This is a genomic window from Alicyclobacillus sacchari (assembly GCF_004366795.1).
Taxonomy (GTDB): domain Bacteria; phylum Bacillota; class Bacilli; order Alicyclobacillales; family Alicyclobacillaceae; genus Alicyclobacillus; species Alicyclobacillus sacchari.
On record NZ_SORF01000001.1, the window covers coordinates 183,241 to 209,843 of the forward strand.

At 54.2% G+C, this 26,603-nt stretch carries 25 protein-coding genes; 9 read left to right on the plus strand and 16 right to left on the minus strand.

Features of this window, described 5'->3' with window-relative positions:
- Window positions 1-53: 53 nt before the first annotated feature.
- Together C7445_RS00880 and C7445_RS00885 are read right to left on the minus strand one after the other, a co-directional pair.
- A complete protein-coding gene (locus tag C7445_RS00880; RefSeq protein ID WP_134158157.1) occupies window positions 54-1,433 on the minus strand; it encodes an ABC transporter substrate-binding protein in 1,380 nt (459 codons plus the stop codon).
- A 23-nt stretch (window positions 1,434-1,456) separates the two neighbouring features.
- Window positions 1,457-2,479: a LacI family DNA-binding transcriptional regulator gene (locus C7445_RS00885; RefSeq protein WP_134158158.1), complete on the minus strand. Its 1,023-nt coding sequence runs from the start codon at window positions 2,477-2,479 to the stop codon at window positions 1,457-1,459.
- A 218-nt stretch (window positions 2,480-2,697) separates the two neighbouring features.
- On the opposite strand from C7445_RS00885, the gene C7445_RS00890 reads away from it, so the two are divergent.
- The 3 genes from C7445_RS00890 to C7445_RS00900 all read left to right on the plus strand — a co-directional run bounded on the left by C7445_RS00890 (window position 2,698) and on the right by C7445_RS00900 (window position 5,704).
- A complete protein-coding gene (locus tag C7445_RS00890; protein ID WP_134158159.1) occupies window positions 2,698-3,789 on the plus strand; it encodes a substrate-binding domain-containing protein in 1,092 nt (363 codons plus the stop codon).
- A gap of 62 nt (window positions 3,790-3,851) precedes the next feature.
- The gene (locus C7445_RS00895; RefSeq protein WP_243834862.1) at window positions 3,852-4,892 is read left to right on the plus strand and encodes an extracellular solute-binding protein; all 1,041 of its coding nucleotides are present in this window, start codon (window positions 3,852-3,854) and stop codon (window positions 4,890-4,892) included.
- Window positions 4,889-5,704: an ABC transporter permease subunit gene (locus tag C7445_RS00900; protein WP_208320796.1), complete on the plus strand. Its 816-nt coding sequence runs from the start codon at window positions 4,889-4,891 to the stop codon at window positions 5,702-5,704. The genes C7445_RS00895 and C7445_RS00900 overlap by 4 nt, the downstream gene beginning before the upstream one ends.
- Window positions 5,705-6,003: 299 nt before the next feature.
- On the opposite strand, the gene C7445_RS00905 is transcribed toward C7445_RS00900, so the two are convergent.
- Window positions 6,004-6,450, minus strand: coding sequence for an Rrf2 family transcriptional regulator (locus tag C7445_RS00905; RefSeq protein ID WP_134158160.1), 447 nt, complete (start codon window positions 6,448-6,450; stop codon window positions 6,004-6,006).
- A 118-nt stretch (window positions 6,451-6,568) separates the two neighbouring features.
- Here C7445_RS00905 and hmpA point away from each other — a divergent pair, with 118 nt between their 5' ends.
- Complete coding sequence (gene hmpA / locus C7445_RS00910) at window positions 6,569-7,783, plus strand: NO-inducible flavohemoprotein (protein WP_134158161.1); 1,215 nt, start codon at window positions 6,569-6,571, stop codon at window positions 7,781-7,783.
- Between the two features lie 56 nt (window positions 7,784-7,839).
- On the opposite strand, the gene C7445_RS00915 is transcribed toward hmpA, so the two are convergent.
- The 4 genes from C7445_RS00915 to C7445_RS00925 all read right to left on the minus strand — a co-directional run bounded on the left by C7445_RS00915 (window position 7,840) and on the right by C7445_RS00925 (window position 11,729).
- Window positions 7,840-8,268: a glycosyl hydrolase family 18 protein gene (locus tag C7445_RS00915; protein WP_243834863.1), complete on the minus strand. Its 429-nt coding sequence runs from the start codon at window positions 8,266-8,268 to the stop codon at window positions 7,840-7,842.
- Between the two features lie 28 nt (window positions 8,269-8,296).
- Window positions 8,297-9,832 (minus strand): recombinase family protein, encoded by a 1,536-nt coding sequence (locus tag C7445_RS00920; protein WP_134158162.1) that lies wholly within the window; start codon window positions 9,830-9,832, stop codon window positions 8,297-8,299.
- A complete protein-coding gene (locus C7445_RS14480) occupies window positions 9,829-9,966 on the minus strand; it encodes a hypothetical protein (RefSeq protein ID WP_166668925.1) in 138 nt (45 codons plus the stop codon). Before C7445_RS14480 ends, C7445_RS00920 begins: the two co-directional genes overlap by 4 nt.
- 374 nt (window positions 9,967-10,340) lie before the next feature.
- Window positions 10,341-11,729: an amino acid permease gene (locus C7445_RS00925; protein WP_134158395.1), complete on the minus strand. Its 1,389-nt coding sequence runs from the start codon at window positions 11,727-11,729 to the stop codon at window positions 10,341-10,343.
- A 269-nt stretch (window positions 11,730-11,998) separates the two neighbouring features.
- Here C7445_RS00925 and C7445_RS00930 point away from each other — a divergent pair, with 269 nt between their 5' ends.
- The 4 genes from C7445_RS00930 to C7445_RS00945 all read left to right on the plus strand — a co-directional run bounded on the left by C7445_RS00930 (window position 11,999) and on the right by C7445_RS00945 (window position 14,917).
- Complete coding sequence (locus tag C7445_RS00930; protein WP_243834864.1) at window positions 11,999-12,544, plus strand: carboxypeptidase-like regulatory domain-containing protein; 546 nt, start codon at window positions 11,999-12,001, stop codon at window positions 12,542-12,544.
- Between the two features lie 15 nt (window positions 12,545-12,559).
- Complete coding sequence (locus tag C7445_RS00935; protein WP_134158163.1) at window positions 12,560-13,171, plus strand: SpoIID/LytB domain-containing protein; 612 nt, start codon at window positions 12,560-12,562, stop codon at window positions 13,169-13,171.
- A gap of 130 nt (window positions 13,172-13,301) precedes the next feature.
- Window positions 13,302-13,820, plus strand: a complete 519-nt coding sequence (locus C7445_RS00940; protein ID WP_166668926.1) for an RNA polymerase sigma factor — start codon at window positions 13,302-13,304, stop codon at window positions 13,818-13,820.
- A 50-nt stretch (window positions 13,821-13,870) separates the two neighbouring features.
- Window positions 13,871-14,917 carry a hypothetical protein gene (locus tag C7445_RS00945; RefSeq protein ID WP_134158165.1) on the plus strand — a complete coding sequence of 349 codons (1,047 nt, stop codon included), beginning with the start codon at window positions 13,871-13,873 and terminating at the stop codon, window positions 14,915-14,917.
- A 233-nt stretch (window positions 14,918-15,150) separates the two neighbouring features.
- Here C7445_RS00945 and arsC read toward each other — a convergent pair whose 3' ends face one another.
- From arsC to C7445_RS00990, 9 genes are all read right to left on the minus strand, one after another.
- Window positions 15,151-15,603: an arsenate reductase (thioredoxin) gene (gene arsC, locus C7445_RS00950; protein WP_134158166.1), complete on the minus strand. Its 453-nt coding sequence runs from the start codon at window positions 15,601-15,603 to the stop codon at window positions 15,151-15,153.
- A 17-nt stretch (window positions 15,604-15,620) separates the two neighbouring features.
- Window positions 15,621-16,925, minus strand: coding sequence for an arsenic transporter (locus C7445_RS00955; RefSeq protein WP_208320797.1), 1,305 nt, complete (start codon window positions 16,923-16,925; stop codon window positions 15,621-15,623).
- On the minus strand, window positions 16,922-17,257 hold the full coding sequence (locus C7445_RS00960) for an ArsR/SmtB family transcription factor (protein WP_134158167.1): 336 nt from the start codon (window positions 17,255-17,257) through the stop codon (window positions 16,922-16,924). Before C7445_RS00960 ends, C7445_RS00955 begins: the two co-directional genes overlap by 4 nt.
- A 44-nt stretch (window positions 17,258-17,301) precedes the next feature.
- Complete coding sequence (locus C7445_RS00965) at window positions 17,302-18,258, minus strand: LysM peptidoglycan-binding domain-containing protein (RefSeq protein ID WP_134158168.1); 957 nt, start codon at window positions 18,256-18,258, stop codon at window positions 17,302-17,304.
- 79 nt (window positions 18,259-18,337) lie between these two features.
- Window positions 18,338-19,807, minus strand: a complete 1,470-nt coding sequence (locus C7445_RS00970) for a hypothetical protein (protein WP_208320798.1) — start codon at window positions 19,805-19,807, stop codon at window positions 18,338-18,340.
- A gap of 11 nt (window positions 19,808-19,818) precedes the next feature.
- Entirely contained in the window at window positions 19,819-20,691 is an 873-nt protein-coding gene (locus tag C7445_RS00975; protein ID WP_134158169.1) for a hypothetical protein, read from the minus strand.
- Window positions 20,692-20,799: 108 nt separating this feature from the next.
- Window positions 20,800-22,593 carry an ABC transporter ATP-binding protein gene (locus C7445_RS00980; RefSeq protein ID WP_134158170.1) on the minus strand — a complete coding sequence of 598 codons (1,794 nt, stop codon included), beginning with the start codon at window positions 22,591-22,593 and terminating at the stop codon, window positions 20,800-20,802.
- Window positions 22,590-24,335 (minus strand): ABC transporter ATP-binding protein, encoded by a 1,746-nt coding sequence (locus C7445_RS00985; protein WP_134158171.1) that lies wholly within the window; start codon window positions 24,333-24,335, stop codon window positions 22,590-22,592. The genes C7445_RS00980 and C7445_RS00985 overlap by 4 nt, the downstream gene beginning before the upstream one ends.
- Before the next feature lie 45 nt (window positions 24,336-24,380).
- Window positions 24,381-25,931 (minus strand): Na+/H+ antiporter NhaC family protein, encoded by a 1,551-nt coding sequence (locus C7445_RS00990; RefSeq protein WP_134158172.1) that lies wholly within the window; start codon window positions 25,929-25,931, stop codon window positions 24,381-24,383.
- Between the two features lie 173 nt (window positions 25,932-26,104).
- Between C7445_RS00990 and C7445_RS00995 the strand changes: the two genes are divergently transcribed.
- Window positions 26,105-26,572 carry a hypothetical protein gene (locus tag C7445_RS00995; protein ID WP_134158173.1) on the plus strand — a complete coding sequence of 156 codons (468 nt, stop codon included), beginning with the start codon at window positions 26,105-26,107 and terminating at the stop codon, window positions 26,570-26,572.
- The last annotated feature ends 31 nt before the right edge of the window (window positions 26,573-26,603 follow it).

A 26,603-nucleotide genomic window follows, 5' to 3' on the forward strand; every position in this document is an offset into this window, starting at 1 on the left:
CTGATGGTGAGAGGGGACGGGCTCCTCGTGTTACAAGGAGCCCGTTTCCCACATTACAGTCCGCCTGAACCGGATCCGGATTGTGCGCTGTTAATTTGAGAATTGGCGTTTTTCAGCGCTGTGCCGACACTGACACTGCCCGCCAAAGCCTCATTCACGTTGTCGTAAATCGCCTTCGAAACACTTGGATACTGCGGCGTTTGTGACGGACGCGATACAAACTTCACCTTCGGCAGAAGAGCGAAGACAGGGCTGTATTTCTTCAACGAAGGACTGTTTGCCACAGCCTTGATGGTTGGCATCTCTGAATTCGCCGCAAGAATCTCCTGCGCTTGCGGACTGGTCATCCAGTCGATAAATTGCAACGCCGCAGCGAGATTTTTGGTGTGTGGATTGAGATACAAGTCCCAACCGCCTACCGTGCTGTACCCGCTGCTCCCGTGCCCGGCGAAGGTCGGCAGCGCAGTGACTCCAACCTTTCCGACAACTTTCGAGCTTGCCGGATTTTGTGAATCGGACCACGCATACGACCAATTGCGCAAGAAAACGGCCTGTCCTTGCGTGAAGACATTCTCGGACTGTGGCTCCTGGAAGGTGTCGACCGTCTTCGGCGTAACTCCGGATGTGATCAAGCTCCGCATGAAGCCCAAAGCCTTGTTGGCAGCAGGGGTGTTCAAGGATGCTTTGCCGTTGGTCAGCACACTGCCGCCGGCATCCGCAAGGTACTCGTCAAAGTCACAGGTCAAGCCCTCGTAGTCCGCACCTTGCCAGACAAAGCCGTATTTTGCTCCACCCTTCTTCACAATCGTCGCTGCTTCCGACTTGACCTGCTCCCAAGTTGTTGGTACCGGCAAATGGTACTTTTGGAGTAAATCCTTTCGGTAGTACAAGAACGCTGTGTCGGCGAACAATGGTGCAGCATATACTTTGCCGTTGTAAGTCGCACCTTGCACCAGGCCGTTGGAGAATCGGTTCCAGAACGACTTTGGCAAATAGTCGCTCAGCGGAGCCGCCAGTTGAGCATGAGCGAACTGGGCAGGCCAAATCACGTCACCCATGTAGACGTCTGGAGTCGCTGATCCTCCGCTGATGGTCGCGGTCAGATCCGCGCGGTTCGTGTCCGTGCTCGACGGCTGCACCTGCATCGTCACCTTGATTTTTGGATACTTTTTCTCAAACGCCGACACCAGCTGTTTTGCCACAGGTCCTGTCGTAAACGACTCCGCCCAGACCACGGAACCCGAGGCATTGCTGTAATTGACCAAGTGTGTTGGCGCCACCACATTCGTGGAAGCCGTGTTCTGCTTCGGCGCGATCGATGCCGAGCCGTTGGACGTGTTCGCAGATTGCGTTTGCCCACATCCTGCCAACAGTGCCGTGGACGTAGAAGCGATAGTCACGATTGCTGCCCAATTCTTTGTACGCGTTTTCATCTCTTTGTAGCCCCCTTGTTTCATTATCCTAGTGCGCGAACGGATTCTCGCTCTACCAATCGATGCGGTAGCAGATAGTCCCCTATCTCGGACGGTGACGGTTCTCTTCCGACGGCTCGTACCAACCAACTGACCGCGGCCTCGCCAATCTCGGCAAACGGTTGCGCCACCGTAGTCAACCGCGGCGTAATCATGCGAGCGAGCGGAAGATCGTCGAACCCGACGACAGATATATCCTCTGGTACGTGCAAACCGTTGTCATTGAGGCAACGAATGGCCCCTAGTGCCATTTCATCCGAGGCCGTACAGAGCGCCGTCATGTGGAAGTTTGGCTGCTTTTCCAGAAGCCGTTGCATCGCCTGGTATCCGTCGTCAAATCGGTATTGACCGTACTCTACGAGTTTCTCGTCATACTCAATCCCAAAGTGGCGCAGCCCTTTGCGGTACCCTTCCAATCGCAGTTCGCCCGTCTTATCGTCCCACTGCCTGCCAGCGATCATTCCAATCTTCTGGTGTCCGCGCGTCACTAGGTATGCCACAACATCGAACATAGCGCGCACTTCGTCGATCCGAAACGAAGGTACGGGCGTTCTCGCCTCGCTCTGCGTGAGTGTCAACACAACAGGGACGCCGACCCGCTGCAATATCGGATCATAATCCTCTGTGACCAGTTTGCTGGTGAAAATAATCCCGGAAACCTGATAGCCACCGAGGATCGAAAAACCCTCTAAGGCTCGATCACGCGAGTGCTCCGAATCGTACAGCAAAACCTTCATTCCGTTCTGCTGACTCGCTCGATCGATCCCCTTGTACAATTCGTTAAAGAAGAAATCCGTGATGCCGGGAACGATGAGACCGAGTGTATCACTGCGTTTCGCGGACAAGCCGCGAGCGATGGCGCTTGGCTGGTATGCCATGCTCTCCATGGCTGCGCGAACCCTCTCGATGGTCTCCGGATCGACCATGTCCGGTTTATTCAATACCCGCGAAACCGTCGCGGTCGAAACACCCGCAGCCTTCGCCACGTCACGAATGGTCGCTCGCAAGCGTACTCACCTCCTTTGCAACTGTTTCATAAAACGCTTTCAAAAAATACGACAGCCAAATCATAGCCAAGGAGCCCTCTGGTGTCAACGCTTTCATTGGTATTTTTCATAACCGATTATGATATGCCTAACAAACTAATGTTGAAAATAAAATTGCATAAATGGCTCATGGATAAGTAATATGAAAATATATTTTCGGCTATCAGGAAGGGGCAGGGATGAAATATCCGAATCGAATTCAACAATTGCGGCAACGCGCTGGTTTGTCCCGGTCGGAAATGGCACACCAAGCAGGGATCACGCCACAGGCTTTGGGCCTTATTGAACAAGGCCGCGTGAGTCCCCTGACCCATGTCGCACTGAGACTGGCAGAAGCCCTAGGAACGACGGTTGAATCGCTGTTTCAACCGCCAGAAGCGGAATCGGCGACGTGGCGCTTATTTGCTCCCGACGTGAATTCCACGGTTGTGGGTGATCAAATGCGGGCAGTCGTCGCGCATGTCGATGGAGAACCCATTGTCCGCTCCCTGCGGCGCGCGGCGTTTGGTACCCCAGCGTTCGCCATTGCCTCACCAGCGGCCGTTGACAAGGCGCGTGTCGAGTGGCTCGGTGATCCCACACAAAGCTTTACCACCTTGTTCATATCCGGATGCGATCCGGCACTATCCCTCGTAGCAGGGTGGATGAAGCAAGATGCGCCCGGGTGCCAAGCGGTGCACTTTCACGCGACCAATCGCCAATCGTTGGCGGAACTTGCGGCAGGCGTGACACACGTTGCCGCCGTTCACGGCGCAGAGGACGAGGTGCCGGAACTATTGGCACTATGCTCGGAATCGGTGCTTGTGATGGAACTTGCACGGGCGCGCATGGGCTGGGTCGTCAACCAAGGAAACCCAAAGCGTTGGCTTGTCACCAGGGATTTTCACGACGGCGGCATTCGCCTCGTCAATCGTCCAGAGGGTGCTGGCGCGCGTGCACTTATCGATGCGGAAATGGCGCGCCAACGAGTAAGACCAGACCATGTGGCGGGATACGATCGCGAGGCAGCCGATCACTGGCAGGTCGCACAAGCGGTCGCACTCGGCGCAGCGGACCTGGGCGTAGCCCACGAATGTGTTTGCACCGTACACGACGTCTCTTTTGTACCTATCCGGGACGAAATCACGATGCTCCTCATTCCTCGGTCGTATCTGCGGCATCCGGCGGTACAACGTCTGTGCGAGATGCTGCAGTCGGATCGATTCCGCCGGGACTTGAGTACGGCTGGTCCTTACGACACCGAACACACTGGCAAAGTTATCACTTATTGACAGACAATCTTTGAACACCAACGTCCCTCTTCAATTTCAATCTGGATAAGGAAGTGAATCATTTGTATACGCCACAAACCAAGTTCCGTGCCTACATCGCATTTCTTATCTCGACGCTATCGATTGCCGGGATGGCAACGGGGTGTGGAGCGCCTCAAGAAACCAAAGCTGCAGCAAGTACGACAATGAATGTAACGCACGGTGAAACACCGTTGTCGGTGCTGTATGCGGGCTCTATGACGCATGTGATGGAGAACGACATTCGCCCGGCGGTCAACACGACACTGCATATCAACTTACAAGGCGAAGGGGCAGGGTCTGCCGAATTAGCTCACATGATCACGGGCAAAGTGGCGGATCCCGACGTCTTCATCAGCGCCTCGCCGAGCGTAGATACGAACGATTTGATGGGCAATGCAAACGGGAACGCGATCCGCTGGTACCTCACGTTGGCCTCCGACCAGTTGGTCATCGCGTATTCTCCACATAGCCGATTCCGATCCAAATTCCAAGAAGCTGCACAAAACAAGCTCCCGTGGTACCAAGTCCTTGCAACCCCAGGCTTACGGCTTGGTCGCACAGACCCGAATCTCGATCCGAAGGGCGCCGACACGATTGTCATGATGAAACTGGCAGAGAAATTGTATCATCAGCCAAACCTGGAACAAACTTTACTTGGAAATGACGAGAATCCAAAGCAGGTCTACCCGGAGGAAGACTTGATTGCGCAACTGACAAGCGGACAAATGGACGCCGTGATCGCGTACAAACACGAAGCCATTGAATGGCACGTGCCATACATCTCGCTGCCAAGCGCCATCAACTTGGGCGATCCGGCGGATGCCCAAGCATATGCCAAGGTAGCGTGGCAGCCGAAACACGGGAAGCCAATCATCGGTGCGCCTATTCTGTTCACCATCACGATACCAAATCGAGCCCCGCATCCGGCGGCGGCAGCAACTTTTGTCCGCTATATGATTCATGGCCAGGGACATACGATGCTCATGCGCGATGGATTTACGGCGACCAAGATCGAAGTCGGTGGAGATGAGGCTGCCGTGCCGCAGAGTCTTCTGTCAACCATTCAGGGGAAGCTATCGTGAAGTCGATCTCGCTGCGTCTCACGCTGCTGATTGCGTGCGCTATCGTGCCCATACTGTACATCCTGCTCCCGATAGCGCATCTGTTCGTCGATACGTCTCCAGCTTCGATGCTGAAATCCTGGATCGATCCTGAACTGCTGACTGCCGTCGCAACGTCGCTCCTTAGCGCAGCGACGGCAACCATCCTGTCGCTTTGCTTCGGTTTGCCGGCAGCATTTTTGATTTCAATCGCTCGGTTTCCGGGAAAGTGGCTGCTTGAAACGCTTCTTCTCCTGCCGCTGATCCTTCCACCAATTGTAGGTGGCGTGGCGTTAGTCGACCTGTTTGGCCCTTACGCGTTTATTGGCCAATGGACGGCTGCGCGCGGCGTGATGTTGACAAACTCAATATGGGGAATCGTACTTGCACAATGGTACATCACTGGGCCGTTTTTGATTGTCACCGCGGAGGCAGGATTTCGTGCGGTACCAAGCGAATTTCGCGAGGCGGCCATATTGGATGGAGCAGATTTATTGACACAGTTTCGAAAAATTTATACCCCTTTATCGCAAAAGGCGATTGTAGCAGGCACTGCATTAACATTTGCCAGAGCAGTGGGCGAGTTTGGAGCCACCATGTTGATGGCGTATCACCCTTATACGCTTCCTGTCGACATCTGGGTGCAATTTACTGCCAATGGCGTTTCCGGTATGATCCCCATTGCGTGCGGAGCCATCTTGGTAATGGCCATCTGTCTTGGCATCGGACGCTGGGTTGTACGTGTTCGACAGGGTCATCAGCGAGAGCCATCCTCATCTGCCTCGCCTTGGTGAAGTGAGCAGACTCCAAACCGGTACATCCCTGATGGCATGAGCCGAAAGCAGGTATGCATTTCAGACGCGGCCTGTTTGCTGTCGCGAAGTTGGTGGCAGATTACGCACCAAATCATGTCATCTCGCAGTGACCAATCCTCATTGTGCACGACAGGCGCCCCCCAAAAGATTGGTGTAGGCCTACGATATCACAGCGAAGATGCAGAATCTGACGAAAGCTGTCGAAGTCGCGAAAATCCTTTGACGGCTTTGGCGAATCGCGTGTCAATTTGTCGAATGACATCAACTTTGCAACCTTCTCAGGAAGTTCGGTGCTGTGTAAAAAGCACTCGCAACAGAACCGGATCGCCAACCACATCAGCCAAGGTATATTCGTCCAAAACAGACAGGAAGGCCTCCATCGCCTTCTGTAAAACGCGTTTCAATCTGCACGTTGGATTCAAAATACATAAACCGGTCTCACCTTGAAAACACTCGACAACGTGCAGGTTCTCTTCCATTTGGCGGACCACCTCGCCAATGGGAATGTCTACGGCAGGTTTGGCGAGCCGGAAGCCTCCATTACGGCCCCGAATCGTTTGAATGTAACCCAGTTGTCCAAGCCTATGCACGGCCTTCGTCAAATGATTTCGCGATATCCCGTACACTTTCGCGATTTCATCAATATTGGCAAGTTCTTCGGGCGGAAGCGAAGCAACGTACATGAGTGTCCGTAACGAGTAATCCGTGAACAACGTCAAGTTCACGCTTTGGATCCCCTTTCGTCATACATCCGTCAAATAAAGATGTATTTTGGATATATATTTGTGTCGCCGCGCCCCTTATAATGACATCGTCAACGAGAACGACACAGGAGGAATCAGCATGCTAAGCACGGAGACGAAATCCATCATCCTGTCAACGGTGCCCGTTTTAGAACAACATGGCGAGGCCATTACTGGCCGATTTTATCACATTTTGTTCAGTGAACATCCGGAACTGCTCAACTTGTTTAACCAAACAAATCAGCGCAAAGGGAACCAACAAACGGCGCTTGCCAATGCAGTGTACGCTGCCGCGGCACATATCGACAACCTTTCCGTCATTCTTCCCGTCGTTCAGCGTATCTCGGAAAAACATAGGGCTCTTGGGGTCAAGCCGGATCAATACGCCATTGTCGGCGAAACCTTATTGAAGGCCATTCAGGAAGTCTTGGGCGACGCGGCAACGCCAGAAATCATAGACGCCTGGGCGCAGGCGTACAACGTCATTGCCGATGTGTTCATCTCGGTGGAACATGAACTCTACCGCGAAGCCGCCGAGCAACCAGGCGGATGGCGAGGCTTTCGAGAATTCGTCGTGCGCGATAAAGTGAAAGAAAGCGAAGCCATCACGTCGTTTTACCTTGAACCAGCGGATGGTAAAGCCATCGCCAGCTATATCCCGGGGCAATATCTTACGTTACTCGTTCAGGTACCTGGGCAACCATATCTGCAACGACGCCATTACAGCTTGTCCGATGCACCTGGTAAACCCTATTATCGGATCAGCGTGAAGCGAGAAGCTGGAGTGAATGGTCTGCCGGATGGCATCGTTTCAACCTATTTACACGACACGGTGCAAGTCGGAGATCGACTTCAGGCCAGTGCCCCTGCAGGCGATTTCAAATTGGATACAACGAACGAGAGGCCCATCGTGCTTTTGAGCGGCGGTGTTGGTATGACACCGCTGGTCAGCATGGCTCAGACGCTGGCGGAGCACGGAGACACACGTCCCATCGTCTACATCCACGCGGCCATCGAGGGCAGTGTGCACGCATTCGATCGACGGTTGCGCGAGCTGGCCAAACAACCGAACTTCTCATACCACGTGGTGTACGAGCGACCACAAGGCGAGGACGAGCGGCATCCGCACTTCACCAAGTCCGGATTTGTCGATCGCGATTTAATTGAACGCTTGGCGCCAGCAGATGCTACATTCTACTTCTGCGGACCGACTCCCTACATGCGCGCCATCTACAAGACATTGCATGCCATGGGCATCCAAGAAGACCGTATTCGCTTCGAGTTCTTTGGCCCGACCTCACAATTGGTCGATTGACCTCATGGCTACAGCAACGCCCCCGGTTATCCAACTGGGGCGTTGCTGACTCCGTGTCAATATTTTCGAATGGTATAGCCGTCCTTCAACAGATACCAAAGCTGCGGAAATTCATTGCCAAGCACCCACATGGAAACGCCACGCAACTGATATTCGTCCACTAACGCCAACTTAATGGCGGCGCTTTGGGCGTCATCAAACCACACGCGATGCTGCACCCCGGCAACTGTGTATTCAAAATATGGAGACGCCGATTTGATGTCCCAGAGGATGGGCGCCCTCTCCGCAATAGCCAAATTTTGCGCTGTATTGTTTGACACGCCACTGGCCCTCGTGCGCCCTTTCTCGTAAGGCAGCGGCCAATCATACCCGTACAAGGACATGCCCATGAGAATCTTGCCTGGCTCGATCACGCTGGTGGCGTACGTCAACACTTCCCTCACCTGATCGATAGGGGCGATGGCCATCGGTGGTCCGCTTGCCATGATCAAACTACATATGGACCGATCCCTGTTATACCTCTGCAAACCTGTAACGGATGACCGCTGAGATGTCGGGATTGAACGAAATGAGCCTCACCTCTTGTACCAGCGTCGTTAGGATACGCCGCTGGATGGAGGCGGATTCCAAGTCGAATGAGCGAACCGCTAACCAAGGGAGAATCCAATCGGCAAGCCGGACCTCCTCGTGACCATGGTCTTCCTGTCCTCCTGACGCCCCCTCTAATGCGGCCAACCGTTCGCGCAATTGACCGTTGAGATGATCAAACTGCGCCAGTGAAAGTGCACCACACGCATAAGCGGCAAACAACTTCTCGAATTGGGCGACAAGGCGCGATCGCTCAACATCTATCGCTTGCCGACGCAGCGGTCTGCCTGTCACGACACGATCGCGCAGGGGCAAATGCGTGACAACATCTTCCCTGATCCGCTGTAAGACCGCCTGTTCTAGGTCATCCGCACGCACATATGGAGCCGTACAGGCGACCCGTCCAAACTCCGCCTGGCGAGCGCAGCGATAATAGAGCGTGTGATGCCCATTCTCCTTCGTCACAAGCCTCCCTCCGCACGTGCAGCGCGCCACCCCCACCAGCAGGTGCACACTTCCATCACGCCCGCGCTGCAAACGGCGCTCCTGCAAGCGATGCGCAACCGCTGCAAACATGTCGCGATCGACCAAAGCCGGATGTGCTTCGGGCACATGCACAATTTCGGCGTCATCGTGCACCCAATCCGTACGGCGTTCGACGATGCCCGACTCCCCCTGCCGAAAGCGCATCCGCTTGGTTCGCCTGCCATACACGATCTCGCCGCAATAGACCGGGTTTTGCAAGATACGTGCAATCCGACGCTGGCTCCATAGCTTCCCATTCGCCGTGACAATGCCTTGCTGATTGAGTCGTTCCGCGATGGCCCGACATCCGAACCCAGCCAGATACATCGCAAAGATCTGACGGATCACCAGGGCTTGTTCATCGTCGATTTCAAGCCGTTGTGTCTCGCGATTCAACCGATAGCCGTCGGGTGGTCGGCCATTCCACCTGCCGCTGCGAGCCTTTTGCATCGCTCCAAGTCGCACTCGAACCGATGTCTTCTCCGATTCAGCCTGGGCTAAAGCGCTGTGAATCGTAAACACAAACTCGGCCCGATCGCGATGACTATCAAAGTTTTCCTCAATTGATATAACCTGAACACCACAAGCGATTAACGAACGCAGCATCGTCAAAGCATCCACCGTATCGCGCGCAAAACGGGATATGCCTTTACAGAGCAGGACGTCAAAGCGGCCATGCCTGGCATCTTCCAAGAGCCGCAGTACGGCGGGCCGCTTGACCATACTCAAACCGGTGATCCCTTCGTCGACATACACGAGCTCGTCTGGGACCACCCATACCTCTTCCGCATCACTTGCTCGCCTGCGCGCATATTCGCGCGCATACGCAATCTGATGGTCAAGTGAATCACCGTGCACCTGTGACTCGTCGGACACGCGAGCGTAGATGGCGCAGACGCGGGCAGCGCCATTGTCAGGGCTTCGCCTCTGGATCATGGCTGGTTCTCCTTGCACGACACCCCTGAACTAACCACAGATCGCATCAACTCCAGGAGTCGATCCGCGATGACGGCTGGATCGACCGTTCCAAACTCGACGCGCGATACTTTCACGAGTTTCCGCTTTGGCATCGGCATCCCCCCGCCTAACCGTATGCCGTAACCCCCCGTCCATTTGCCCGTTGCCGACGGCTATCGAAAAAAGTTTTGAAACCCGGACTCGTTTAAGTTTGTTTCAAGGATCATTGGGTAGAATGAGAAAGTGTAGATGAAATACGATGTGATGGGCAGGTGCGAAGGATGTTCGGAACAATTGCGGCCATCGTCCTCATCACGGCCGGCATGATTTCATTGAATCGTTATGTGAAGAAGCAAACCGAACGACTGGAACAAAAAATTCAGTCGATGAAAGCTTGATATCGGTTTTTACATCTCCCCTTCTTTGCTTGAAAAAGGCCGCAGGAGTACATACCTGCGGCCTTCTCTACATCGGTGACGATTGATGCTCAATCGAGATCGAAATCGACTTCCGAAAGCGGAATAAGCTTTGTCCGTTTGATCCACTTGTAGCCGAACCACAAGGCCAAAAACAACGGAATCCCGATGTACGTCGCAATGACCCCTGTCCAATCGACTTTACCGCCCGTAAAGGCGCTGATATCTTGCCCAACGATGACAACGGCACACAACACCGTTGCAAGCAGCGGCCCGAACGGATACCACTTCGCGCGGTACGCCAGCTTGTTCAAGTCGCGTCCCTGTGCGAGATAAGCCTTGCGGAACCGATAATGACTGACGGCCACCCCGAGCCAAGCTAGGAAACCCGTCAAACTGGCTGCGTTCATCATCCACGTATAGACAGCGCCATTGCCGACAAACGATGAGAGAAATGCAACAAATCCTATGATGGTATTGACATAGAGCGCGTTCATGGGCACACCGCGGCGATTGACCTGCGCAAATACGCGCGGCGCTTTCCCTTCACAAGCAAGTGCCCAAAGCATGCGACTCGATGCGTACAAAGAAGAATTCCCTGCTGACAGCACAGCCGTCAAGATCACAGCATTCATCACCGCTGCTGCAAGCGCAAACCCTGCCCTGCGGAACACAAGAGTGAAGGGACTGATGGCCACATTGTTCACGCTGGCATTCAGTAAGTTTGGATCCGTATAGGGAATCAGCATACCAATGAGGAAAATGGCCAACACATAAAACAACAAAATGCGCCAAAACACTTGACGGATCGCCCGCGGCACAGCCCGCTCCGGATTATCACTTTCGCCAGCAGCCAGGCCTACCAATTCCGTCCCCTGAAAAGCGAACCCTGCGACCATCACGGTGCCAAGAAAGCCCAGCCAACCACCGTGAAAGGGCGTCCCCCCTGTCATAAACGTGTGCCAGCCAACAGAATGCCCGCCCAAGATTCCGAAAATCATGGCTAAACCAATGACAATAAAGACGATAATGGTCAATACCTTAATTCCAGCAAACCAATACTCGCCCTCCCCGTATCCTCGCACGGACACGACGTTTAGCAAAAACAACACTGCGAGAAACACGGCACTCCAAACCACGGAAGGCGTGTGTGGAAACCAGTACTTCATCACAATCGCGCCCGCCGATAATTCTGCTGGCAATGTAACGGTCCATGTGTACCAATAATTCCATCCAAGCGCAAAACCAAACGCCGGATCGACAAAACGTGTGGCGTACTGTTCAAATGACCCCGCAATGGGCATGAATGTGGCCATCTCACCGAGGCTGGTCATAATGAAATAGACCATGATGCCGACAATGATATATGCCAACAGCGCGCCGCCAGGCCCCGCCGTGGAAATGGACGATCCACTCGCCACAAAAAGTCCCGTCCCGATGGCTCCACCCAGAGCGATCATCGACAGGTGGCGAGATCGAAGTTCACGATGCAGGCCAACCTCTGCGTTTTTGCGCACGGGTTGCTCTGAGAATGGTGTACTTGCTGGCCTCTGACTCACCTTGTTAACTCCTTTCTTGTCCCGAAAATCATCCTATAGCGTGCAAATGCAGATCGCAATGAGAAATGCTTTCCTTCGATAAAGAAATAGTGAGATAAAGTGATATCACATAATCAAACGCAGCTTGGACACCCTCAATAGCAGTTACATTTGTAAGGAGGAGGCATTTCATGAAACGGTTTGCTGGCTGCCTTTCTATGTCGGCTCTGCTGTTTTGCCTATTGGCTCCAACCGGTGCAAGTGCTCTTGTGGTCGATTCTGGCCACAAAGGGGACATCGAGTTTCGGGTTGGGTCCTCGACCTCGACCGTGGTTGCCAATGCTCGCGTGATCGTCATTAATCACGAGGGGAGCATCGTCGCCACCGGTCTAACCAATGCGCAAGGTACATGGGACGCCAAGGTCCCCATGTACAAGGCGGACTGGAACAAAAAATTTGAGGCTAAGGGCGTGGTCAGTGCCATCGTCGTGGCAGACGGCTTCAATGAACAGGCTGTATACATCATCCCGATCACGGAACACACGGTGCAACCGGTCATCCTGCAGCCGATACAAGCCAACCGCCGTAACGCTCCGTCGACCTCCCTTGGTAACTTTAGTACACACGACTTAAAACGCTACATCGACCGTTACGCGTCCGAGCTCAAGCTCAAGCGGCAGGCGCCCATTCCAGGCGACCCCGAATACGCCCCGTGGAGTCCACAGCAACAGCAATAAGGAGTGTGCCTGCCCATGCGTGCTTTGAGGTCTCTGCAATTGGCACTAGCGTCTGCTACGCTTGTATTCGCACTGGAACAGGCTCCGGTGGCAAGTGCCCAGACGATTTATAACACACCTTATCCTTCCGTCATTCGGGTTGCCATCCGCGCCAACAACAACCCGACCAGCCCAATTTTGTACGTGCAAACGGTAGGTTTTGAAGAGTATTGCGAAGACGTATTACCGAACGAATGGGTGCCGAGTTGGAACCCCGAAGCTTTGAAGGCTGGCGCGATTGCGGTGAAGATGTTCGCATGGTATTGGTCGCTCCACCCAACAACTGAAGGTGGCTTTACATACGATGTGGACAACACAACCAATTTTCAGACCTTCAAGTATCTAAGCGGCCAAGTTGCCACCGATCTGGCGGTTCAGGAGACGTGGAACATGGTGTTCGTGCCGGGCGACGGCTCCATTCGACCACTCGACTTTCGCGCTGGCACTCCAGACGGCAGCAATTCGGGATATGTTGGAACCTTCATCATGTCACAATGGGGATCGCAATATTGGGCTCAAACGGGAAAGCTCCCATTCACGACGATCCTTAGCCTCTTTTACCCTGGGTATCAACTGCGATTTGTATAACACCACGGTATTACCAGAGGCCGAGCCAAGGCGCTCGGCTCCCCTCTTGACTCATCCCCTGCCGCCTGCGATCTTTTCCGTTTTGGTACGTCTAAGTAGATGTACAGAGATTGCGAGGTGCCATGGTCTCATGGAAGCTTACCCACCAGCGGTCCGCGAAGAGGTTTCAAGGCTATACGAGCGCTATGCGGACGATGTCTATCGCTATGCCAGATTTGCTCTTGGCGGTGAAGACGATGCATACGACGTGGTACAGGAGGTGTTTTTACGCGCTCTTCGGGGCTGGTCGAGATTTCGCGGAGAAGCAAGCGAGCGCACCTGGCTGCTGCAGATCGCACGAAATGTCATGTGCGACAAGTTTCGTAGACGACGATCAGAACAGGCTGCGCTGCGATGTGCACCAGTCCCTGATTCCAAGTGGCAACATACGGTAGAAGCTTCCGTCGTGATTGAAAGTGCCATCAGGCGTCTTCGCGATTCCTACCAACAAGTTGTCATTCTGCGTCATATTGAAGGTCTCACCGTAGAAGAAACCGCACAAGTACTCGGTTGGAACGAGAACAAAGTACGTTCGACAACGCATCGAGCGCTCGTCAAGCTACGAGATATGCTCTCCGACGATGACGAAACGGAGGTTGGGGGACATTGAGCAACTTGCACAATATCGAGCAAGAGTTGGCAAACATGAGGTCCGTCCGTATGTCACAAACACAGCGACAGCGCATCTGGCAAAACATCGAGGCCGACATGCGCAGCACACGCAAGCGAGCATTCGTCAATACCCGGGGCAGATGGGCATCGATAGCCGGTTTGGCGGCAGCCATCGCTCTCGTCGCAGGCGGCTATGGTATTCAGGAAAAGTCGCAAGCCTCGAGAACGGTTGTCAATTCGCCAGCCAAAGCGATCCCTGCGATTTCAGATATCCTGTACCATTTGACCGACTACGCAGTACAGGCGAATCAATTGACAGTTCCGTTCTACGAAGACGGCAACGTGATTCGCGAACGGATTCCGGAGCAGCAGAGCTTGGCAGCAGCCAAGGCGCATAGCCCATGGCGGACAGATCCGGTTCAGTCAGCACAGGTCTATACAGGCAATCTACTGCCTGCGGGTTTTGCTCATACAGGCTGGACTACCACAAAACACGATGCACTGACAACCAGCCTAAACGGCGTGATCGTCTCCTATCAATTGTTGAGCAGGAACGATTCTGTTTCTCCACCCATAGCCAAGGTGCGACTGTCGATCACGGGCGAAGGACATGCATCGTACTATCTGATTTCCCTTTTTGAATTGCAGCACAGGTATGTATGGGACATTGCGCAAATCGCCCGTTCAGCAGCCCCGCCTGTTGCACTGCCGACACGGATCAAGTCACTGTCGATTGCCAGCGGTCCCGCCGGTGCCGGTTACGATCCCAATGATCTACATGCCGTTTCACGACAAGTGACAGCGTGGTTGCAGCAGGCTACTCGCACAACATGGGAGCTTCCAACGCCTTCGCCGAATCTGGTGTTTAACGCATACGTGGGTCCAGACATGCTATTTTTCACCGCAGCGGATAACACGCCGATTTCCATCACGCCGGCATACACGATCATAAAGACCAAGAGCGGGTATCAGATACAAACTCAGCGAGATACCATCGAATACAGGACTCCTACAGAAGTGGCGTATCTCCATTGCCCAGCCCTCTACAAATGGCTCGACGATCACGCTTGGCGGCTTTCGTTTCACATTGCGTGATCGTCCGTGTGCACATGCACATCCATGCGATACCTCATATCCACCGTGTTGCTTGAGCCATGTCGTCAAATTGCCCAAGCAACACGAGCCTTGTGGGTTGTTCACATCACAACCGCAGCGCGCTGCAACAACGATTTCAGCGTCATGAAAGGCACGGATTTAGCAAGTGTCTGCAAGCAATCCAAACCTCATCAGGCTTTGTGGATTGGGGCATGGATGCACGCGAACAGCAATCAGCCATTTGTATGATCTCCGCTCGGGTATTCACCTAACACGTCCGTAATCAACGTTTTCACGCGATCGCGAATCTCATCTCGAACTTCTCGGAAATGCGCCATGATCTCCTCCTGCGTGCCGGAGGCCTTCGCGGGGTCTTGACATCCCCAGTGCAAATGCCGCACGTGAGCCGGGGTTGCCGGACACTTGTCGCGTGCATCCCCACAAAGTGTAATGACGATGTCCGCGCGGTTCAGCATATCTCGATCGATCAGATCCGAAGTGTGGTGAGAGATGTCAACACCGGCTTCACACATGACGGCTACAGCCCGCGGATTCAGACCATGCCGCTCAACGCCCGCGCTCTGCACTTCAATATGATCCCCCGCAAAGTGCCGCGCCCAACCTTCTGCCATCTGGCTGCGGCAGGAATTGCCGGTGCAAAGAAAATAGATAAATGGTTTTTTCACCGAAATCCCTCCTCACATCAATGCACAACGAGCATCCAGACATACAAACCAGATAGAGTGATAAACAACGTGGGAAGCGTGAGAATCACACCTGTCTTGAAGTATTGCGCCCAGCCGATACGAACGCCTTTTTGTGCCAAGACGTGCAACCAAAGCAACGTCGCAAGGGAACCAATGGGGGTGATTTTCGGCCCCAAATCGCAACCGATGACATTGGCATATACCATCGCTTCACGCATCAGACCCGTTACAGCCGCGGAATGTATGGCAAGTGCACCAACCATGACTGTCGGCAAATTGTTCATGATGCTCGACAGGATGGCAGCAGCGAAGCCTGTGAACAAGGTCCCGCCGTACAACCCTCCGTGCGTCGACCACTGCATGAGACGTCCCAGGAGGTTGGTGAGCCCCGCATTGCGCAGTCCATAAACGACGACATACATACCTATAGAAAAGACAACAATTGACCAAGGCGCCGATCGAACGGTTCGCCACGGCGCAACGGTCTTCGTACGCGCTCCGGCTATCAAAAAAGCAAGCGCAACCGCGAGTGTGATGAAACTCACGGGGATATGTAGCAACTCGGTTAAAACGTAGCCGACGAGCAGTATGACGAGGATAATCCAGGATGCTCGAAACATGCCTCGATGCCGGATGGCACTTGCCGCGTCCGGCAAATCACTCGGACGGTACTCCCTTGGAATATCTTTTCGAAAGAACAGGTATAACATCAAAAAACTAGCACCAAATGCAACCAAGTCAGGTACAACCATGTGCAGGGCGTAGCTGATAAACCCAACGCCAAAGTAATCGGCAGACACGATGTTCACAAGATTGCTCACAATGAACGGAAGTGACGTGGTATCGGCGATAAACCCGCTCGCAAGAACGAATGGCAACATCCTCTTCGTGTCGAATTTGAGCAATTTCACTTTTTCGAGAACAATGGGCGTCAAAATGAGCGCAGCTCCGTCGTTGGCAAAAAACGCCGAGACAACGGCCCCTAGAGTAATGACAAACAAAAAAACTTTTCTTCCATTCCCTTTGGCTGCGTGCGCCATTTTGAGCGCAGCCCATTCGAAAAAACCGATTTTGTCCAGGATCATGGAGTTCATGATGATGCCTACAAAAGCCAGCGTCGCATCCCAGACAATTTTCGTCACCGACCATACATCCGCGACATGCACAACATGCAATAACAGCGCAAGCACTGCACCACTTACGGCGCTCCATCCAATCGACAAACCTTTGGGTTGCCATATCACAAACACCAACGTCACGACAAATACAGCCATGGCTAACCATGCGGTAGACGCCATCATGTGGCCACACCCTCACAGTCGACCGAAAATCGCGGATGGGGGAGATCATCCAATTCTCTCGTCATCTCCGACAACTGGTGGAGCGATATGCCTACTTCCACGAGCCGTGCCTTGTTCAGCGAGTAAAATACCCACATACCTCTGCGTGTTTCCTGCACAAGGCCCACTGCCTTCAGCCGGCTGAGATGTTTTGAAATCGCAGGCTGTGAAATACCAAACAAAGGTACCAACTCGCATACGCACCGCTCACGAACGTTCAACAGCGCAATCATGCGAAGGCGCGTTGGATCTGCCAAGGCCTTCAACGTGTTCGCGAAACTGTCAAAGTCCAATCTCGATCACCTCGATACATTATAACTATATCGTTATAAACTCATCAAATGGATAGCTGTATATCACCCACTTCAGGAATCAGTCTCGCTCGGCCGTGCACATGTAGCATCTTGCAGGCCATCGGAGGTCCGCCGACCCATCCCCACTCGTACGTCATCAGCATCACAAAATCGACTTCCTGGCCCAGCGTTCGATAATCGAACGCGCCCATCCAAGGCTGGTTTGGGTTGTCCCCTGTCTTCGGGCCCATGGCGATGGAAATGCTGAGATTGCGGCCCCTGAGAACATTCCCCAACTCACGGATAAATTCATTGTACAATGGCCGATCCGGTGGATCCATATGCTCAAAATCGACGTTGACCCCCGCGTACCCTTTTGTCGTGCAGATAGACAAAACCTGGTCGATGACCGTCTGGCGCAGTGAACGGTTGGCCAAAATGGAATGCGCAAGCTGCGTGTTGAAATTGTTACCATCAAAATTCGTGATCGTCACGAGTGGACGAATGTTGTACCGTTTTGCCGTGGAGAGCACGATGTCGTCTTTCGGAGCTTCGAAGTGGCCATCGGCGCGAACCTGGTAAGAGAACGTACATACGTATGTCAGATCGGAAACGTCCCCAAGTATCTCTTCATCGCTCCGTTCGCCTGTCGGTACAATGTACCCGTTCACCTCGATGGTTCTTCGCGACGTGCGGCGCACGGGCAGATAAATCTGCGAACCGACAGAAAGTGAGGAACCTGTCACAAAACCGGTCCAGCTGGCGAAGACTGCTGGTGAAATGCCGAAACGCTGCGCAATCGACTCTGGTGTATCACCAGCCTGAATGGTGTAGGGCTGAACAGCGAGCGGATCGCCCTTCGGAATCAACAGTGCAAGACCCGATACGGTTTCGGAGCGCGAAGGCAGCTCATTGTAGCGCAGGATATCGCGCACCGACACGCCATAGGTAGCGGCAATTTGCCTGAGCGTCTCTCCAGAACGGACGCGATGAATTCGCATGGTATAGCCTCCCTGGTGCCAAACAGTCACTCCAGCCTATGCTGGGCAATCGTTCGCTGCGCATCCGGGATCTCGATATTTATGCGGAAGTCGTTGAGGCGTTCTTCACAAAGATATCTGCGTTTCCGTCTGAATAGATCAACGTCCAATTCGGGTTGTTGGAAAGATAGACGGTCAGCGCGTAGCCTGGGGGCAACAGGGCCGACTGGAAATTGTACTTGGCCAGCAATTGTGGAGCGTCCCACGCTAAATTTTGCAAATCCATGTAGTCGGCGAAAACGCTACTGCGCAAAAAGATATCGGTGCGACCGTCGACGAATGTCGGCACGCCGCGATAGATCAAATATCCGCCGTAGTCATACGCATTCAAGAGCGGTCCTGGAACGTGATGTTTGAGCAAGTAGTTGACAGCAGCAACGGGATAAGCGCCGGAATCCAAATGCGACTCCACCGATCCTCGAATGGAGGGCATTTTAAATCCAAACTCGGCTACCTCCGCTATGAGCGCAATCAAACACACGTATCGGAAAAATCGCGATGGCGTGGCGAGGACCCGGGCCCAATCATATGTCACAAACCCAATCAGCGGCGCTCCCGCAATTGCCAGATAGGGCATGAAACGCTGGTATACAAGTGTCAATGCGAAACAGCCGCCAAAGTAGAGAACGTATTTTAGCGGGATGTCCCGGCGGCGGGCGATCACGACCACGAGCACGCCAGCGAGAAACGGAATCACGCCATATTTATAATACGTACTATGAAAATTTGGCGAATGCCATTCGTTAATCGAACTGGTCATCAGCGCGTTATTCGACAACAGTGCGTATGTAAATTCGTGATATCCGTTGGGATTGAGTAATCCAAAGCCGATGGATACCACAGCGGTCACCAGCAGCGAAAGACGGGTTCGATTGGGCAGTCGTTGTCCCTGTAGGCGGCCGATGGTCGGCAGAAAGGAAACGACCACTTCAAACACCAGCATCAGGATGCCAATTGAGACCGATGCGTGAGCGTTAGCCCAAACGAGAACAAGTGGAGGAACGAAGAGCAACATCCAAACACGGCCGGATCGAACGCGCTCGAGAACGAGCAAAAAAACGGCAAACATCGTGTAGGAAACCAGTTGCGGACGCACGACCCAAAAAGCGATACCAGCCGCCACCGCGATCAGTGCGGCGATGGCAGCAAACACGCGGTTGTCTTGTGAGAGAGTGGACACCAGACGATACACAGCAAGCACCGTGACCGTGTGCAGAAAGACCACAAGCCCCCATACACCGGCAAATCCAAAGTGATTTGCGAGCCATGCGAGCACAACCTCAAACAACCACTCTTGCGTCACCCATGGTTGTCCATGCATGGACCACGAAAAGGGATCCGTCGTCGGAATCTTGTGATGCGCCAGGATATAGTCGCCCGTGGCGAGGTGCCAAGGGGTGTCTGGATCTGACAGCGGAAGGGCAGCGTGTACGGCAAAGTACAGAAACCATCCGAGCAAAATCACGTATTCGAGTCGAGCCCACGGCCTTGGCCGCTTCACTTCGATCACGCCGCCTCACCTCATATGTGCTTTCGCGTTCTCATGTCGAGATACATGACGGAAATCGCGACGTAGACAAACGGTGTCGTCAACAACGAAACGAGCAGCGAGACCAGCAAGGAACCTCCGCTCGTGGGAAACAATAAATCCCCAAAGAGGGTCAGCACGCCTTGAGCGATGGAGCAAATGACGAACAGCAGGACAAAAAAGCCAACCAGACGCCCCAGATCTCCCCGGGCGATGATAAAACAACGGCGAATGGCCCGGAAGAAACCCACGCCTTCCTCCGCCACAACGACTGGCAAGAACAAAACATGCAGGAAGAACCATAGGCTCGCAACCATGTACGCCAGGCTGCCCAGTACAGTTAGGACGTACGCCAGAACCTGGGATATACTCGCGACGACCGAGGCCAGAAGGCTGACGCCAAACGTCCAAACACCGCTGCCGACGGCGTACAGGACAATGGTCATCACAATCGTCAGAACGCCAAGCGGCAGCCTGCGAAAGGCGTCATTGCCCGCATCTGCCGTGGGCACATCCATCCCCCTTGCAATCATGCCAACGACGACGCGACTCACCATCGCGAGCATGAGCGGAAAGACGAGCAGCACGTAGACGAGTGTCAATAGCGGGATCCACGTCACGTAAGCCGCGGGAATTGCATGCACCATTTGTCCAATGGTGCGGGCAGACTGCAAACGCACAATCCAATTCGTCGAATCGGTGGTACTCACGTCACTCAAAAAGCGAACTTGCACATAGGCATTTAAGATTTGGAATGGTAGTAAGACGAGCACTGAGGCCGCCATCATCGTGCGAAACCGGCGGCGATAGACCGCGAGCGACACCTGGAACACATCGCGGAGTGTAAACGATGTATGAGAAGGCAAACCGATTCCTCCTGCGAGGCTGTGGAATCGCAACCGGCGCAAACCGTGGAAGCGTCCCTATCATCATAGCACACCATGGGAACCCCGCGCGCCAAACTGACGGTGAGATTACACGGAGAAGCTCGATTCGATCCCGCTCTGCGCATGCAATCGCGCGTATAGTCCCGCTTGTCGTAGCAAGGCCTCGTGCGTCCCCATTTCGACGATCCGCCCATGCTCGAGCACCAGAATGGCATCGGCATGCCGAATGGTCGACAGGCGATGCGCAATCACAAGCGTTGTCCTTCCTTCTGTAACCGCCCCCAACCCCCGTTGCACGAGCCGCTCCGTCTGGCTGTCGAGACTTGCCGTTGCCTCATCCAGGATAAGAATGCGCGGATTTAAGGCCACGATGCGGGCGAATGAAATCAATTGCCGCTCGCCCATCGACAGATTGGCCCCTTTGCCATACAGAAACGTATCGTACCCTTCCGGCAATCGCGCGATCACGCTATCCGCCCCCACCGCCCGCGCAGCCCGCTCGACTTCTTCATCGCTGATCTCAGGGCGAAACAGACGAATATTGTCCCGCACCGTACCGGTAAACAGGCTGACATCCTGTTGCACAATCCCCACCATCGCGTGTACATCGCGCTGACGCATGGCAGCGATCGGCACGCCATCAATTTCAATGGTACCCGCCTGCGGTTCGTAAAAACGCGTGAGCAGACTCATCAGCGAGCTTTTCCCAGCACCGGTCGGGCCTACGACGCCAATCAACTGTCCAGGCTCGACGACAAAGGAGATGTCGCGCAACACCGGCCGCTCAGGCTGATACCCAAACGTGACGTCCCGGAATTCAATGCGCCCCACAACCTGTTTCGGATCGATCCGAACCGGGTGCTCGGCATCCACAATCTCTGGCTCGATGCGTAGCACCTGCCCAATTCGATCTGCCGCCACCATCGCCGACTGCAAGGTATTCCACTGTTGCGTCATGGCGTTAATGGGTTGAAAAAACTGCTGGATGTAGCGAATAAACGCGTACAGCGTACCGAAGGCGATCGCCCGGTGCAACACGGCTTCTCCGCCAACAAAGGCGACAGCACTCACGGCCACATTTCCCAGCAGCTCAAATGTGCGATTGAACCACACCGATGTGGTGTATTCGCGCACATTGGCATCGCGATGCCGTTCGTCCAGTTCCTGAAGGGCCCGCCGTTGGCGCGCCTCCTGATGGAACATTTGTGTAATCCGCATCCCCGCCAGGTTCTCCGCCAAAAATGCGATCATCGCCGACAACAGCGATCGCGTTTGTTGATATCGCCTGCGCAATCTGCCGCGAAACGCGATTGCGACGGCAAAGATGATGGGGATCAACACCATCGAATAGCATGCAATCCGGGCATTCAGGCGAAACATGGCGAACAAAATCATCAAAATGGACAGTCCGTCGCGAATCAAGCTCAAGAAGAAATTCGTAAAAAACTGACTGACAGTTTCGGTATCGCTCGAAACATTCGTAACAAGCGTGCCAATCGCCCGCGAGTCAAAAAAGCGCATGGCTTGACGTTCAATGTGTTCAAACAGCGACAGCCGAATATTTTGAATGACGCTCTGACCCGCGCGCTGCAACAGCGTGACTTGAAAGTAGTTTGCCGCAACCCCGGCGATCACGACACCGATATAAACCAGTGCAATCACCAAGAGAGCGTGTCCATTCGGATGCGCACTCGCGATATCGCTGTCGATGGCGATCTTTACGAGGTACGGCTGTAATACGCTCGAGGCGTTGAACACAATGACCAAGGCAATGACCAGCACGAATTGCCACAGGAAAGGGCGTGCAAAAGGAAGCAAGCGACGAAGAGACGCAATCCCAGGCTTTTGTTTTGGCGTAAGTTGGTTGGCACGCTCGTTCACGACCGGATCGCCTCCCCTTCTTCCTGCAATGCGTACGTCTGCGCGTAGATACCCCCAAGTGCAAGCAGTTGTTCATGCGTGCCTTGCTCGGCAATCCTACCTTCTTCAAGCACAATGATCCAATCTGCGCTACGCACAGCCGACAAACGGTGTGCAATGACAATGGTTGTCCGATTTTGGCGCACGCCTTGTAAAGCGCGCAGGATGCGCTTTTCGGTGTCCATATCGACGGCAGATAAGCTGTCGTCAAGAATCAGAATGGGCGCGTCCTTCAGCCATGCGCGTGCGATTGCGGTGCGCTGACGTTGACCTCCCGACAACGTGACGCCGCGCTCACCGATGATGGTGTCGAAACCGTCCGGGAAACGAACGATGTCGTCGTAAATACAAGCGGCCTGGGCCGCACGTTCGATCTCGCTTTGCGTCGCATCCGAACGCCCAAACGAGATGTTGTCGCGAATCGTCGTCGAAAACAAGAAGCCGTCCTGTGGCACGTACGCGATAGCCTCCCGCAGTTGCTGCAAACGCAATTGCCGTATGTCGCAACCGTCGAGGAACACGGAATTTGCTGGCGGATCGAACATCCGCGGCAATAGATTGACGAGTGTCGTCTTACCGCTGCCGGTGCGCCCCACGATACCAAGCGTCTGACCTGATTTCAGATGCAGTTGGATGTCGCGCAGAACGGGCTCGTTGCCGTCTGGATACGTGAAGAGCGCAAGATCAATCCGAATGTCCCCTTGGATAACCGGCAATTCCACGGGATGTTCGGGGTCCGCAATGCTCGGCCGTTCATCCAGAAGTACCTGCAAACGCGTGAGCGACGCAGAAGCTCGTTGAAACTGATTAATCACCTGTCCAATCTGTTGCAAGGGCACGACCAACTGCCCAAGGTACAGCGTAAACGCCACAAAAGCGCCGAGCTGAATGGCATGGGTCACCGTGAGCCAACCGCCATAGAGCAAGGCAATGCCGAAGGCAACGGAACTCGTCGTCGGAATCACGGCCTGGAATGCCGCAGTCTTCCGAACAAGCGACATCTGCTCAGCGACGATGTCATGTACACGATCCCGAAAGCGGTTTGCCTCAATCGGCTCATTGGCAGTCGCTTTGACGAGGCGGATCGAAGAAAAACTCTCTTCCGCGAATTCCGACATGGCAGACAGAGCTTCTTGCACACGCCGTGACGACACTCTGACCTGGGGGCCAATCCAGACGATGAAAAATGGAATTGCGATGAGTGGAACCATGCTGGCCAACGTCAATTTCCAGCTGACAGTGCTAAACGTCATGATCAATGTCGCGATCATCAGGAAAATGGAGTTCGTTAAGATGTTGAAGCCACCCGATAGCGCTTCACGAACCTGGCGGACATCGTTCATCGCATGATTGAGCAAATCGCCAATACTTCGTTTTCGGAAATATTCGGTGGATAAAATCTCCCAGTGCTCGAATAAACGCAATCGCAGGAGGTACTCAAACCCGCGCGCCGCTCGTCCATTTTGCGACTGTCCGATACCATAGAACAGGACATAAACACAACCGACAATGAGCAAGAGCAAGGCGTACACCAAAACACCACGGCCGCTTAACCGATGCTTGGCAATGGCGTCGGTAAAGCGGCCGAGAATATGCGGAAATTGAACGAAAATAAATTCGGACACAATGATGGACAATGTCGAACCGACGTAACCCCATTTATGGCGTAAGAGATAATCCCGTAAAAGCGACTGGGGGCTCATGGCAACCACCTTCCATTGCAAACGCGTCAACTCTCTTACCTTACCTCAGTGCCCGACCGGCAAGCAAGCGGCCGCGATCCAATATCCGAACGCGCACACGACTGCAGTTGCGGCCGCACTTTTGAGCTTGTAATTGGCGTACTGCATGACAGGTAATTTCATCACGGTTGCCATCGCGATCGTGTTGTCGCTAAGGGGCGATGCGAAGCCGCCGAAGGTGCCGCTTGCAAACACGGCGCCGGCGACGACTGGCAGACTCTCGGCGCCGCCTGCCGCGAGTGAAAAGGCGAGCGGCATCAGCATGCCCCAGGTGCCAAATGAACTGCCAAGCACGTAGGAAATGGCGCAGCCAAACAGGAACAAGGCAGGTACGATGAGATGTGCCGGAACATAGCGGACAATTTCGCGCTGGCAAAACGCTGAGAAACCGAGATCGGCGGCGACCGCGGAGACGGCCCAGATGAGAACGAGGAGCACAATCACCGGCATCATCTCGTTTCCGCCTTGCAAAAAACCGACCATCAGCCGTTGGAGAGGCAATCGCCGAACACTATAGAGGACGAACATGGCGATAACGGTGATCACCAACGCCTCCAACATCGCGCGCGCCGCATTAGCTTTGGCAAATGCCGTCAAAAGAGACGCGCCTGGTGAACGGCCTGAAAGGTAAGTGAACATGACCGTGGCGCCCAGCAGCAGCATGAGCGGTAAAATGAGATGGATTTGACTGGGACGCGCACGCTCCGCCAATACTTCCACCGGATCGGGAACCGATTCCTCAGGGCCATTTGACTGGGTCCGACGCAGGGGGCGTTGCACCGCCCCGTCTGCCGGCATCCCGATCACGCCTGTTTCGACGGCAAACGCGTGGCTACGAACTCCAGCTGAGTGCTTCCAACCGGAAGCGTCGCGTGGGACGTCGACAGAGTGGTGAGTCGGCGCTGTCGTACGCGCGTGTCGGAAGAAGGTCAGGCCGAATCCGACAGCGAGCATAGCCCAGGCGAAAAAGTTGAACGGTATGCTTTCGAGAAACAGACGATACGGTGACACGGCCGCAGCGGCGTGATCGGCTGACGTATGCATGAGGCCTACCATATATGCGACGAATGCCGTACCAAGCGGAACCAAGGCACACAGAGGCGTCGAGGTGACGTCGATAGCGAATGCCACCCGCTCTGGGCGAACGCCGAAGCGCTGAAAGGCGCGGCTGACGATGGGTGCGATGGTCATAATCCGAAAATCCGGTGCCATGAATGTAAACAGGCTCGACAGCCACGTAAATGCAAACGCCCCACGCGGCGAGTGAATGCGTTGTTCCATCCAATTGGCAAAGCCCTTCACACCGCCACTGACGCGAAGTAAGCCGACGAAGGAACCAAACAAGTACAGGAACAACATAAGGCTTACGTTGCCTGGTACAGCCATTTCATTGCCCAAATACGTGAGGGCTGAAGACAGTCCGGCAACCGGTTGCGGATGCATCATGTACGCCCCTGCGAATAGGCCCAGGGCGAGGCCGAGGATGACCTGCTTGGTCAAGAGCGCGATCGGAATGACGACCAAAAACGGAACCAGTGATAGGACAGAACCGTGCATCGTTTGACAACTCCCCCTTGGCACTTCCAAGCGTTAACGTGCGCAAGGGAAATGGGTCTCATGCGAAGATGACGAGGCGATTCAATCCTGAAAGGATGTGGAATACTGCTGGACGAGTCCATGGAGGGTCGGTTCGTGTTGCAGCTGGAAGAGGTCACAAAGGGGGCGGTTACATGGCGTGGCCCCTATCGCTCGACATTGTGGAACTCGCGAGCGTTTTGTCGTCGGCCGGGACACTTGCCATTGCGGTGACGTCGTGGTACCAGATTCACCGCGCAAACCAAGAGACGTTCTATCCTATTGTAGCCATTGATGATATCGCACAGACGGCTTCTGGAGTATGGGAGATAGCCATGAAAAACTACGGAACGGGACCTGCCTTGGAGCTCAAGCTCACTATCCAAAGCGACGGCGGATTCACGGCCATACCGCCCATCGTCAGCGGCACTCGCGTGACAGGGCTACATCTGGCGCCAAACGAACAAAAAGTTGTCCAAATTTCGATGGACGAAGATCACAAGGCTCGTCGGATGGAGCACCAACACGGCGAGCGCCGCGCGCTCAGCGTCTCCTATCGGTGCATTCGGGGTCGAAAGCATGAATTGTTGGCTGAACTGCCAGAGGAATTCGAGCAAACATAACAGAGGCGCAGGCCGCATGGGACCTGCGCAC